At 41.5% G+C, this 12,836-nt stretch carries 11 protein-coding genes; 5 read left to right on the plus strand and 6 right to left on the minus strand.

Translation table 11 applies throughout. From position 1 onward, the window contains the following. Positions 1-263: 263 nt before the first annotated feature. From HC246_RS06545 to HC246_RS06570, 6 genes are all read right to left on the minus strand, one after another. A complete protein-coding gene (locus tag HC246_RS06545) occupies positions 264-2,261 on the minus strand; it encodes a response regulator (RefSeq protein ID WP_169362678.1) in 1,998 nt (665 codons plus the stop codon). A gap of 62 nt (positions 2,262-2,323) precedes the next feature. Further along, positions 2,324-2,746: a response regulator gene (locus HC246_RS06550; RefSeq protein WP_169362679.1), complete on the minus strand. Its 423-nt coding sequence runs from the start codon at positions 2,744-2,746 to the stop codon at positions 2,324-2,326. Next, positions 2,743-3,867, minus strand: coding sequence for a sensor histidine kinase (locus HC246_RS06555; RefSeq protein ID WP_169362680.1), 1,125 nt, complete (start codon positions 3,865-3,867; stop codon positions 2,743-2,745). The genes HC246_RS06550 and HC246_RS06555 overlap by 4 nt, the downstream gene beginning before the upstream one ends. Before the next feature lie 34 nt (positions 3,868-3,901). Next, complete coding sequence (locus HC246_RS06560; RefSeq protein WP_169362681.1) at positions 3,902-4,354, minus strand: response regulator; 453 nt, start codon at positions 4,352-4,354, stop codon at positions 3,902-3,904. Further along, on the minus strand, positions 4,347-6,290 hold the full coding sequence (locus HC246_RS06565; protein WP_169362682.1) for a sensor histidine kinase: 1,944 nt from the start codon (positions 6,288-6,290) through the stop codon (positions 4,347-4,349). The genes HC246_RS06560 and HC246_RS06565 overlap by 8 nt, the downstream gene beginning before the upstream one ends. A gap of 381 nt (positions 6,291-6,671) precedes the next feature. Beyond that, a complete protein-coding gene (locus HC246_RS06570) occupies positions 6,672-7,559 on the minus strand; it encodes an ion channel (RefSeq protein ID WP_169362683.1) in 888 nt (295 codons plus the stop codon). Between the two features lie 487 nt (positions 7,560-8,046). On the opposite strand from HC246_RS06570, the gene sfsA reads away from it, so the two are divergent. From sfsA to HC246_RS06595, 5 genes are all read left to right on the plus strand, one after another. Beyond that, positions 8,047-8,754, plus strand: coding sequence for a DNA/RNA nuclease SfsA (gene sfsA, locus HC246_RS06575; RefSeq protein WP_169362684.1), 708 nt, complete (start codon positions 8,047-8,049; stop codon positions 8,752-8,754). Between the two features lie 562 nt (positions 8,755-9,316). After that, positions 9,317-9,841 carry a hypothetical protein gene (locus tag HC246_RS06580; protein WP_169362685.1) on the plus strand — a complete coding sequence of 175 codons (525 nt, stop codon included), beginning with the start codon at positions 9,317-9,319 and terminating at the stop codon, positions 9,839-9,841. 43 nt (positions 9,842-9,884) lie between these two features. Then, entirely contained in the window at positions 9,885-11,027 is a 1,143-nt protein-coding gene (locus HC246_RS06585) for a tetratricopeptide repeat protein (RefSeq protein WP_169362686.1), read from the plus strand. Between the two features lie 324 nt (positions 11,028-11,351). Next, positions 11,352-11,573 (plus strand): Hfq-related RNA-binding protein, encoded by a 222-nt coding sequence (locus tag HC246_RS06590; protein ID WP_169362687.1) that lies wholly within the window; start codon positions 11,352-11,354, stop codon positions 11,571-11,573. Positions 11,574-11,714: 141 nt separating this feature from the next. Continuing rightward, a complete protein-coding gene (locus HC246_RS06595; protein WP_169362688.1) occupies positions 11,715-12,824 on the plus strand; it encodes a hypothetical protein in 1,110 nt (369 codons plus the stop codon). Positions 12,825-12,836: the final 12 nt, after the last annotated feature.

Below are 12,836 nucleotides of genomic sequence, written 5' to 3' on the forward strand. Positions count from 1 at the left end.
TCGCTGTTAGCGTTGCCATTTGATAGTCGTACCAATTCTTAGAGTTTTACGGCAGTTCTAAGAATCTAAAACCTTACAGAAAAATTAATCAGGGGGATTTTAAAGCTTCAACAGGAATGCTCCCATTGTTGAAATTGGTGTTAGACGGATTCAGAGACAGAAATATGTAACTTCTAGCAGTATCAATAATTGGGAGCCGATACCGTAGGTCTTGATCTTAGCAGAGGTTCGTAATTTGTAGTTGTAATCGGTGAATGCGATTTTTAGGTGATGGGAGATAGCTTGCTTATTTTAATTAGAGCCTGCGTGAGTTCTTCTAGTCGAATGGGTTTACTAATGTAATCATTCATCCCCGCATCTAAACAGGACTCGCGGGCATCCCCGATCGCATGGGCGGTCATCGCAATAATCCATGGCTGATGTTTGGACTGAATACGAATGATTTGGGTAGTAGTAATGCCATCCATTTCAGGCATTTGCATATCCATGAGAATGACATCATAGAGTTTTTGCTTGAGCATATCTAATACTTCCATGCCATTGTTAGCGATATCTGCATAACAACCAAGCTTTTTGAGCATAAAGAGTGCTAATTTCTGATTTACCTGATTATCTTCAGCTACTAAAATCTGTAAAGATGATGGATGAGCATTGGCGATCGCTAATTTGGCATTTTGATAGGGAGAAGTAACGACGACGGGTAATTCCGATTTCTTCAGTGAGATGGTGAAGTAGAAGATAGAACCCTCAGTATTAGGGGTAACTCTGCGTAATTCCCAATCTAAAGGAGGATTACCACCGATATTGCTATCGCTCTCGACCCAAATTGTCCCTCCCATCAGTTCTACTAAGCGTTTGCAAATAGCTAACCCCAGTCCCGTACCGCCATACTTGCGGCTAATCGAGGAATCCGCTTGAGAGAATGGTTGAAATAGTTTGACTAAGCGATCGCGATCGATGCCTATTCCTGTATCCGCAACGGCAAAGGTGAGTTCATAGGTACTCTGATTGTCAGGGTCTCGACCGCTGACCGTGATTGCAATATTACCTTGCTGCGTAAATTTAATGGCATTACTAATCAGATTTAGCAAGATTTGGCGTAGACGCGAACTATCGCCCATCAGCGTATGCGGTATATCATCACTTACCTGATAGCTAAGGTTAATTGCTTTATCCCTTGCTTGTCCATTCAAGAGATTGCATACCGATTGGACACTATTTTTAACAATAAATGGATGTTCTTCTAACTCCAGCATTCCTGCTTCAATCTTAGAAAAGTCCAGAATGTCATTTAGGAGTGTCAACAAAGCATCACTGCTGTATTGAATAGTCTGTACTAAGTCTTTTTGTTCCTCAGTGAGTTCAGTCATGGCAAGTAACTGTGTCATCCCCAGCATCCCGTTCATCGGTGTGCGAATTTCATGGCTCATGTTGGCAAGAAAAGCACTTTTAGCTCTGGTTGCAGCTTCTGCCTCTTCCTTGGCTTTAGCGAGAGCGATCTCAGCAGCTTTGCGATCGGTAATATCGCGAATCAAACCAACTCGAATCAGTTTCTCTCCATCTTGAATGAATGATTCCGATAGTAATGCAGGAAATAGACTGCCATTGGAGCGGCGCATCGAGATCTCGGCTTCGATCGCATAGTTTTCAAGTGATGGCGCAGTGACCAAAGTTTGTAGATATGGCTGCCCCAGAATATCCATCGGTTTCCCAATTAGATCCTTCCCTTCAAGGTTGCAGATTTGCCTAAGAGAGTCATTAATAAACAGTAAGTTCCCATTTAGGTCAGCGATATAAATGCTATCTTTGGCACTTTGCATCGCATGGTTGAGAATGCGTACCTGCTCCTCTGCTTGCTTGCGATTAATGACTTTAGAGACAGTAGCAGGCAAGATTTTGAGATATTTGAGGTCAGGATCTTTGATCAAATAATCATAAGCCCCTTCATTCATCAACCTCGCCGCAGTTTCTTCATCCCCAGTGCCTGTAGCGATAATAAATGGACAATTTCGCGCTTTGAGTACACCAAATAGTTCTAGCGATGTGCCATCTTTTAGGGAGTGATCGAGGATTGCAATATCAAACAAATGAGATTCTAAAGCATTTTTGGCTTCCGCCAGCGAATATGCCACTGTGTAGTCATAGGGCAACTTCTCCTGTTTGACGCTGCGGACAAAAGCAATGCAGTCAATTTGGTCATCCTCTACAAGGAGAACTCGAATTGGTTGTGGTGATATTGAATCATAACTATCTGGAGCCATCGATTTAGTCTTGCCTTCTTGACTATAGAGATATCCATCAGTGAACCTGTAACATTCCTCATTTAATGAGGTAATTGAGGAGATTCGTTTAAGCACCAATATTCATATATTACCTTTAGATGCTCAACAAAGTCAGGATAACTTAATGGTTTAACAACATATCCTGCTGCGCCTAAGTCAAAACTAGCTTTGCGATCGCATTCTTCTTGAGAGGTAGTCAGGACGACTACAGGGATTCGCCGCCACTGAGGAGATTTTTTGATAATGGACAGAAACTCAAGCCCATTCATACGAGGCATATTGATATCTAGCAAAATCAGGGCAGGATGTGTTTGCGTTTGTTCTTTTAAAAACTGGAGAGCATCTTCTCCATCATTACTAACATGGAGGGGATTGTGGGCATTGATTTCCTTTAGACCTCGCTTGAGGATCATGATATCAATGAGACTATCTTCTACAAGTAAAATTGGATCGCAACTTCTCATTGTATTTTGTCCTCAATTGTTGAAACAGACTTGGGTAGAGTAAAGAAAAATGTGCTACCTTGCCCAACCTCCGACGTTACCCAAATTTTACCACCATTGATTTCGACAATTTTTTTGACAATGGCTAGCCCAACTCCTGTACTCTCGCTGGAATCTTGGGATGATAATGTTTGAAAAATCTGGAAAATCTTATCGAAATATTTAGCATCAATACCAATACCCGTATCACTGACATAAAACTGCCAGTAGCGATTTTTGGGAGTATGCCCAATCCAAATTTTTCCCTCTGGCTTACCAATGTACTTAACCGCATTACTCAGTAAGTTTTGAAAGATCTGTTGCATTTGGGTTTTGACAGCTATGACTGTAGGTAATTCCGTCTTGATGGCAACTTCGATACTGGAGGGTAAAGCAATCATATCCATTACGTCCTCTAGTAATTCTTGAAGATTAACAGCGCTTTTTTCCTCTTGCACCCGCCCCACACGGGAATATTGCAAAATGCCATCAATGAGATCGCTCATGCGCCGCACTCGTCCACCCAGTAACTGCAACATTTCTTGCCCTTCCTCATCAATGCGATCGCGGTAGTCTTGGCTTAACCAAGTAGCAATGGAAGCAATCCCACGTAAAGGAGCCTTGAGATCATGGGAGACGATATAGGCAAAGTCTTTCAGCTCTTGATTTGCCGTGGCAAGCTCGGACATGAGTTCGAGTTGCCGATTTTCAAAGCGTTTACGGTCAATGGCATGGTGAATTGCTCGCTCCAGCAAAATTGTACTGAGCATATGCCCCTTTTCGAGATAGTCCGATGCCCCACTTTTCATAGCTTGTTGATCAATGTCATGATCTCCAAGTCCTGTTAATAGCACAATTGGTTTATGGCAGCCGAGTTTGACTGCTTCTTGCAATAGTTCTAGACCATTCTCTTTGCCGAGTCGATAATCGAGTAGGTATACATCATGCTGATCTTTCGCGATTTCATCTAGCCCTGCCTGAAAGTTATCAACCCAATCTAGTTGGAAATTGAACTGCTCTGCATCGCTTAAAAAATCACGGGTAACAATGTAATCATCCTCGTCATCATCTACTAGTAAAACCTTGCACTTTTGTCGCGCCATGATGATTGGGTTAATTCCAAATAGAGATGAAAATCTATTTTTTGTCAGGTAATTCTACAATCTCAAACCAGTATTTGCCCAAAGCTTTAATAATCTGTACCATAGATTCAAAGATTACAGGTTTAGCAATGAACGAACTGACCCCGAGATCATAGGTGCGGAGGATATCTTCTTCTGCCTTGGAGGTAGTCAGTACTACGACAGGAATTTGTCTGAGGGCGGGATCAGATTTAATTTCTTTTAAGGCTTCCCGTCCATCTTTGCGGGGCATATTTAAGTCTAGTAAAATTAAACTAGGACGTGGGGCAACTTTGGGATCGCTATATTGACCTCGATGCCGCAAATAATCCATGAGTTCTTCTCCATCACATACAAAATGGAGATCGTTAGCGAGGCGATTTTCTTCTAGGGCATCTTGCATCAGCATTCGATCATCTTCATCGTCTTCAGCAACCAAAATTGTGACTGATTGTCCTTTTTTAGTCATAGTCTTCTACTGTAGCTTGTTTTAAGGGTAGGGTAATGATAAAGGTTGCGCCTTGGTCAATTTGGCTCTCGACTGTGATCATACCACCATGCCGTTCGACGATTTTTCGGCAGATGGCTAATCCGATGCCTGTACCTTCATAGGCATTTCGCCCATGCAAGCGTTGAAACATCTGAAAAATGCGATCGCTATATTTGGGATCGAGTCCGATGCCATTATCAATGACCCGAATCTCGTAAAAGTCATGATCGTCCTGTTGGATCATTTGCACAAGGATTTGAATAATTGGCGCAACATTGTCCTTACAGAATTTGATCGCATTACTGATCAGGTTTTGGAACAGTTGCCGCATTTGACTAGGATCTGCTTCGATCACTGGTAGAGGAGCGCAGACAATGGTTGTCCCTGTCTGCTCAACGCGCACCTCTAGATCAGAGAGAACTCCTTCTAGTACCTCATCAAGGGAAATGGGGACAAAGGATTGGGCTTTAGTGGTGATTCGTGAAAATGCTAATAGATCATTGATTAATACTTGAGCACGGTTAGCGGCATTGAGCATTCGCTCTAGATAATCTTTGCCTCTTTCATTGAGGACATCTCCATTTGTTGTTTTCAGGCGATCGCCAAAGGCTTGAATCTTGCGGAGTGGCTCCTGTAGGTCATGGGATGAGACATAGGCAAAGTCTTGTAACTCTCGGTTATTTAGCTCCAAACGTTCGGTTAAGAGACGCATTTCTTGCTCAGCACGTTTGCGATCGCTAATGTCTTGGCTAATTGATAAAAACTGCTGGGGATGCTCTGCTCCCTTGAGCAATGGCACGATGGTTGTATCAACCCAAAAAATAGAACCATCTTTGGCACGGTTACGGATATCAGAGCGCCAATCATGACCATTGATGATAGTTGTCCACAGAGCCGCAAAAAATTCTGGGGCATGATATCCAGAATTGAAGAGGCGATGATTTTGTCCAATCAACTCTTCTCGACTGTATTTAGAAACCTCACAAAATTTATCATTGACATAGGTAATCTCACCATTAATATTGGTGATGGCAACTATGGCACTGCGATCGAGCGCATATTTCATGTCTTGCAAATCCAGTAAGACTGCATCTAAATATCGATTTTTCTCCCGTAGTTCCAATTCCACAATTTCTAATTCCATCTCTTTGTAAGTCTTGACCTGTCCAAACACTTTGGCAAAGTTAGCCCCCAGAAATCCAATTTCATCATGAGGTAAATCTGGAAGTAGAAAGTCTTCGGTTTGGTTGCTTTGGGTGATGGCTTGATTGAGTTTAGCTAAGGGACGCAGTACTAATTTTTGGATGAGCCATCCTAGAAAGAGTAAGATAATAATCGTACCAACTGTCATTGTGATGGTCGAAGAGACAAAACTCCGCAATGTGTCTTGTTCCATCTTCGCGAGATCCATAATCGCGATCGCTACACCTCGTCTGCCTGAATTGCCAAATAACAAGCTACTAAAAGGTAAAATCTCGATGACGACAGGCTTCCCATTGAGAGTGGTACGAAGATGCACCTCATTACCTAATTGGGATGCTTGATTAACTGCCGAGACTAGGGATGGCTGAATATCAGCATAGCGATTACTGTTTATAAAGCTCTGACTATGGGCAATGATCATCCCATCAGGATCAACAATGGAAACTTCAACTACAGTTGGCAAAGTGGCATAGTTTTGGACAATACGGGCTAATAGTGATGCTTCCTTAATTTCAATTAATCCCTCAGAGGCAAATTCTAAGCCTCGCGTGATCGATTCGGCGCGTTGTTGTACCTGCTGCTCTAAGTCTCGTTTGAGGGAAGTGTAAGTTACCCATAATGTACCTAGCCCAATGATCACTAGGGATAGTCCGAACCCAACCAATAACTTGCGTGATAGATTTTGTTTAATCGGGGATGGCAGTTTTTTCACAGTTTTTCTATTAGTTGGGGATTAGGTTTCAGCAATTTAATAAAGAACCAGATTTTTTGTACTGCGGCAAAGCCAAGCTATAAAAAATCGGTTCCTTATTTTCTTTCGAGTCCCTAGCATTTTTATGCACATTGTTGCCGATGATTTTTAAGTATTATTGAGTTTACATTGCTTTGCATTTACTTAAAAGACTAAGCATTTGGGATAAATAACCAGCTTTTAATGGTGCGACTTTGCCACACTATTAAATCGTCGGCTAAGTAGCTAGGCGTAATTAAAAAAACAGAACCAAAACCTGTGGCGCACGCGCAGCGTGCGCCACAGGTTTTGGGGTTTTATATTTAATTGCACCCAGCTACTTAGTCGAAACCTTATTTGCTTTCATACGGCAGTTGTCTCATGGAAATGGCTGTAATCCAAATATCGATGTCCATCTTTGCCTATATGGATTACATCGACAAAACGGCGATCGCATAAAATCTGTGATGATGAATACATATGTCGTGCATGAATTGTTCCTTCTATGGTTTCATCAACACCAGTAAGTGAAACGAGAATTTGAGCATTTAATCGTTCCATAGTCTCTATAGTTATGCCATAGAGGGGACTATTCTCATCGATGGTATGCATCACTGTCCAAGATAATAAAAATATCGGTGAATGATCGCGGACTAGCTTTAGTTCATGCAAGCGACGCATCATTTGACCTTCAGATGTAATTTCATCAATCATCAAATAAACTCTCAACCTCGCTTCGAGAATGTTATTCTTTCGCTCATTCGCAGTCCGAAACATTAGTGTGGGAATACCATTGTAGTCATGGATAGTGACTACATGGCTAAACATGACACGGGAAGAAGACTTGGCAAATCTAGTAAAGGCAATTCCTGTAATTACAGCAAATAGCATTAAACTAGCGATCGATTCTAAGGTGACGATTAGGTTGGCATACAGAGTTTGGGGATTCATCACTCCATACCCAATAGAAGCAAGAGTCTGTACACTAAAGAAAAATGCTTCTAAAAAACCAACTTCTTTGATACCAGCGATCGCATTGCTATCTAGTAAATAGAGAATAGCAAATACTGCATTGAGAAAGATATCAAATCCGACAACGATCGCAAAAAAGCCAATCCAAGGAACCGTTAATAGGAGATGGTAGGGATCACGCAAATAGGAATACCAACTATTACCACCGACAACCTGTAGCACGCCATCACGTTGTTCTAGTTTGATTAAATGACGATGCAGTTTACGTTTGATTCCCATATGACGAGTTCCTCACTAATGGATTTCTCTTGCTGTTATAAAGCCTATTTAAGCTTGAAGTAGTACAGAGAAATTTTTGAAAGTACGGCAAGGGAATTGCTATTAATTAAAGTACCTGTGGCTTCGACTTCGCTCAGCCAACGTTAGCTGAGCGAAGTCGAAGCTAGATAACTTTGGTGGGACATTTTTTATCCGCAAGAGCCCAAGCTGAACCTTTAAAAATTTCTCTAGTTTTTAATTCAGCGCAATGCACTGTAGCTATTTCCCAATGAGTATAGGCTTATAAAACTAAACCAGCAAATCCATTCCCAGATTTTAGTGGTATGACTTTGCCACACCACTAAAAATAAGTGATAGCAAGATAAACCGTTGCTATACTAGATTCCTTCGCAATGCCCCAAACCCAAAGAAATTGTTAGAAGGGATGCAAAGCATCCCTTCTAACAATTTCTTTGAATCTCTTTTGCTAGCAAAAAGTTAATAATCAATGACACAAGTTCACACTTATTCTGAGCTAATCGCAGGTCGTCTGGTTAGCCGTTACAAACGTTTCTTTGCGGATATAGAACTAGAGAATGGCGAAATAATTACTGCCCATTGTGCAAATACAGGACCTATGACTGGGGTATGCCAACTTGGTAGTCCTGTGTTAGTTTCCCATCACCCTAATCCTAAACGTAAGCTCGCCTATAGTTGGGAAGCAATTTATTTAGATGATGAATGGATAGGTATTAATACTAGTCTTCCTAATCGAGTGATTGGATATATGCTCGATCGCCATTTGCTACCAGAACTAGAGCCATATACAACTGTCAAGAGTGAAGTTGCCTATGGCAATGAAAAGAGTCGGATAGATTTTCTTTTGACTGATGATAATTGTCACAAGAAAACCTATGTGGAAGTAAAAAATACAACTTGGTGTATTGGCAATTTAGCCTTGTTTCCTGATACGGTGACGACGCGAGGGCAAAAACACCTACGCGAACTCATGTCAGTAATCTCTGAAGATACTAACGCTGCTTTAATTTTCTTTATTAATCGGGGAGATTGCGATCGCTTTGCCGCAGGAGCTAAAGCTGATCCTGAATATGACAGATTGCTCACAGAGGCGATCGCCAGAGGAGTAAAAGTATTACCCTGCCGATTTAAGATTGAACCGACAAAAATTACATATTTGGGCTTAGCAAATCTATAAACTCAAAGCTTAAAACCCTTAAATTCCAAAAAGTATGGAGTATTAGCCTACCTCACACTTTTTGGAGTGGTTGAGTTCTAAGAGTCAGTGAAGGGTCTCACAATTGTCCAGAATGTGTAAGGCACTCCGACGCTCAAAACAAAATAGACTGCTAATTCTGCCATAGGTCAATAGATGCGTACTATGTAAAAGTCTTTGCTTGTTGCGAGTATTACTCGTTAGCATCTTAATATACAACTTTCTCTATGGTTTGTATATCTGCTTTTGGGTGATTGTATATCTCCCTGCAAACCCTCTCTCAAAGCCCAAGAGTAAAAGCCTTGCTAAGCAAGGCTTTTACTCTTGGGCTTTGAGAATTTCCTAGCTTAACCCAAACTGACGTTAAAGATTGTTGGACTGCTCGCTATAGCAGTTCAACAATCGCGCCCCATATGCCCCATATTGTATGTATTTGTTAGAAAAATTTTCGCCGATTTAACCAACTTGTGATAGTCTGTCTGCCTGAAGGGGTTATTCCTTAAAGATAAATAAAATCGTTTCTTAGTAAAAGGAAAGGATATCTGTGAAAAATCTAGCTAACTTAAGTAAGATACTGCTCGGCTTAACTACATTAGGATGTGTATCAGCGATCGCTGTCCCCTCCGTCCAAGCTCAGCCTGCCTATGGTAGTTACATCGGTGTAGGTGCAAGTTTTGGATTTACCAGTGGTAATGCTGCGGCAGGTGAAAGTTCGCGTACATCTGGTGTAGTTGCAGCTCGTTATAAGTTTCTTGAATTTCCTGTGTCAGTCCGCACCCAAATTTTGATTGGTAGCAGTACCGCAGTTGTGCCGACTGTTTCCTTTGACGTGCCGCTAAACTTTGATACAGATCTTTACATTGGCGCTGGTGTTGCCTTATCGAATACCGTTGATACCACCCCAGTCGGCAACAAAAATAGTTTTGTTATCCAGCCTGGTATTGATTACACATTACCCAATAGCAATCTTGTATTATTTGGTAACGTCATTTTCGCCTTTGATGCCTATCGTAATTCCCCTGGTACATCCGCAACTTCTTTGCAAACTGGCTTAGGTCTACGATTCTAGAAAGGTTCCTGTCAATGATTTTGATACCTCTACAAACTTCTTCATGCAAGATCTCGTAGCTGCGTTTGAGAGTCAGTTCGCTGATAAACAATTCTCCGCCGCTTCAGCAACGCTTCAGCAATTGCTGTCAGATTCTCCTGACGATCCACAGTTACAGATTTTGCAGGGTCGCCTCTATGATGCGATGGGTAAGCCCAATGAAGCTGAGGAAATTTTTCGCCGTCTGCTTAAGGCTCAGTTACCTGCAAAGTTAATTACACAGGCTCGGCAAGGATTGCTCGCAATCGAGATGGCAGAGGTGCAGGCTCGCCAAGGGCGGATGGATGAAATCGCCAAACTTGCGGGTGGTTCTAGTTTTGCCTATCTGGCTCTATTGCCAGTAGCTCCTGAGCAAAAAGACTGGGCGATCGCTAAAATTGCCAGAGTCTTTCGTACCGATCCCTACACAGCAAGATTTAAAATCCCTAATCGCTATCCCAAAATTATTCGCATAGGTACGCTGGCAGAGATGCAAGCCTATGGTGAGGAGTTCCAAACCTATGGGATTGCGGCAATTTGGTTAAGTATTGAGGCAATTTCCCAAATCCCGATCTATCAGGTGGAATATTTTAATGAATTTCAGGTAAAGGGCAATTACCAAGTTAAGGCGATCGCTAATGTCGATGAAATTACCTTTACACCCCAAGATGTCATTACCAAAGTAGAGGGGATTTTGCCAACCTTTGGTGATGTGGTTGTGGTTAATGCGAAGCACAAGCTCGCCCGCAAGGAGCAAATTTTAGATCGGGTGCAAATTTGCGATTTACATTTGCGTAGTTATCGGGTCAATGGCAAAGTTAGAGATCGCGGCGGTATTATCCGATTTCATGACAATCAGTATCGCTTTGATTTAGGTTTGCAATTGCCAGTCGAGCGATCGCTTAAGCATATTGCCCCAACGGTCAAAGAGCGTTGGCTCGAATTGAGCAAATGGCTTGATCGGACAATGCCTACGGCAAAAACTGCTCGTGATTTTCAAAATTTTGCCGAAATGTCGATTGTTTATCCAGAATTTTTACAAGCGATCGAAGAAACCCATGTAATCCTTGAGCGAACTAAACCCAGCCTGTGGGATAACTGCTTCCAGTTATATAGCAGTACTGTTTTTCACCATGTCCATCTAGCAACATCAAGTATTGTTGTGTAGGCAAAGCCCACACGATGCGTAAGCTTAAATAAAGTAATGATTTTTCAGCATCCACGATGCTGAAAAATAAAATCTAGAAAGTATTGTTGTGTGGACTTCACACAATATCTAGTAAGGATCTTGCGGATAAAAAATGTCCCACCAAAGTTATCTAGCTTCGACTTCGCTCAGCTAACGTTGGCTGAGCGGAGTCGAAGCCACAGGTACTTTAATTAATAGCAAGTTCCTAAGTTCAAATAAAGTAATTGCTTGTCAGCACCTACGGTGCTGAAAAATAAAATCTAGTTTGATGATAATATTCGTAAAACTGTCACAGGTAAGACGATGAGCGCACCAACAGCAACCAAAATCGGACTCAACACCTCTCTACCAAGTATTCGCCGCATTCATAGCATCATTCGCGATAAAAATGAGGTTGAAATCAAGCTCCTCACAGGCGATCAACTTCGCGGCAAAATTAGCTGGATTGATGATCAATGTATTTGTTTAGACACATCGGGACATAAAGTGGTGATCTGGCAACATGCGATCGCCTTTATCAAGTAAGTTTGAGCAAGACCTTACAGCTCTTTGCGCTGAATTAAAAACCAGAGACATTTTTGCAAGTGCGGCTAAGCCACACTTGCAAAAATGTCTCTGTACTACTTATGCCTTTACGGCTAAAAATAGCGATCGCAATAACGCAATATGAAAGCGGAGTTTTACTATAGCCAGCGTAAATATGAATGTAGTGTGGTTTCGCTTTCTAGCGATCAGGGCGAGATTAAAGAATTAAGAATCCGCAATCCTGAAGGTGAAATTCTCGCAGTGCAGCAGGGACAAAAAATTGCTTTGCGGGGCAAGAGTCGTGCTACCTCCCAAGAAGTTGATATTTTAAAAAGTAATTACTACAACTTAGTCAAGGCAGCAGTTACTGCACTAGACCTAGAGGAAAAACAGAAGTTAATCAAAGATAAAGACGAGCAAATCCGCTTGCTAAATGCAGAGATATCGATCTTTAAAGAAAAGGCTGATTTGTCAGATACAGAAAGAGAAGAAATACTCCATCTGCGCGATCAAATTAAAGCTTTATCTGAGCAACAAACTACATCCGCCTTTAACTATGATGAGCAAGAAATTGAGGCAAAATTACTCAAAAGGCTAGGAAAAAATGCTTGGCATCAGCTAGAAACGGCGAGTCGAAAAGATCTTTTTAGTGCCTACAAGCATAAATATTTAGTAGAGTCAGATATTTTTACGGAGAACTTTTCTGACTATAAGCCTTCGTGCTTGTACATTGCTAGTGTGGTTGAACGCGAGATTGTACATAGCTTCTTTAAAAGTTTTTATCGGTTTATGTGTCAGCAATATTCGCAGCAAAAAGAATTTGTAATTGCAGGAGTGACATTGAGAAATCGAGGCAAATATACAATTGGGAGTTTGCCCTATTTGATTGCGAAGGAATGGGACACTTTTCGTGAAGAAGTTTTAAATCAAGAGTATTTATCTAGTGACGATCGCGATCGCCTGTATTACCAAAAGTTTAACGATCAGAAAATATCCTCCAGCGATCGCCAATTAGTAAATGAATTTCTCGAACAATGGCAACATCCCCTTTCGCAATGGTTGCGCTCTAATCGCAAAGCCGCCAGCAAAATCGATCAAGTTGCCAAATTACGGAATTTGACTGCCCATCCTATGCCAATATACAAATGGCAATTCACGGAATTATGGCTACTTGTAATTGGTGGCAAAACTAAAAGTGGTCGCACTCAAAAAGGATTGCTCAAAGAAATCTATGAAACAGTGGTTCTTTGATCAGTACATCAC

It is taken from the genome of Pseudanabaena yagii GIHE-NHR1, from assembly GCF_012863495.1.
In the GTDB taxonomy this organism is placed as follows: Bacteria; Cyanobacteriota; Cyanobacteriia; order Pseudanabaenales; family Pseudanabaenaceae; genus Pseudanabaena; species Pseudanabaena yagii.

Excerpts from the sequence above, each read along its gene's own strand:
- HC246_RS06545 (WP_169362678.1), bottom strand. The coding sequence starts at position 2,261 with ATGGCTCCAGATAGTTATGATTCAATATCACCACAACCAATTCGAGTT.
- HC246_RS06550 (WP_169362679.1), bottom strand. The coding sequence starts at position 2,746 with ATGAGAAGTTGCGATCCAATTTTACTTGTAGAAGATAGTCTCATTGAT.
- HC246_RS06555 (WP_169362680.1), bottom strand. The coding sequence starts at position 3,867 with ATGGCGCGACAAAAGTGCAAGGTTTTACTAGTAGATGATGACGAGGAT.
- HC246_RS06560 (WP_169362681.1), bottom strand. The coding sequence starts at position 4,354 with ATGACTAAAAAAGGACAATCAGTCACAATTTTGGTTGCTGAAGACGAT.
- HC246_RS06570 (WP_169362683.1), bottom strand. The coding sequence starts at position 7,559 with ATGGGAATCAAACGTAAACTGCATCGTCATTTAATCAAACTAGAACAA.
- sfsA (WP_169362684.1), top strand. The coding sequence starts at position 8,047 with ATGACACAAGTTCACACTTATTCTGAGCTAATCGCAGGTCGTCTGGTT.
- HC246_RS06585 (WP_169362686.1), top strand. The coding sequence starts at position 9,885 with ATGCAAGATCTCGTAGCTGCGTTTGAGAGTCAGTTCGCTGATAAACAA.
- HC246_RS06590 (WP_169362687.1), top strand. The coding sequence starts at position 11,352 with ATGAGCGCACCAACAGCAACCAAAATCGGACTCAACACCTCTCTACCA.
- HC246_RS06595 (WP_169362688.1), top strand. The coding sequence starts at position 11,715 with ATGAAAGCGGAGTTTTACTATAGCCAGCGTAAATATGAATGTAGTGTG.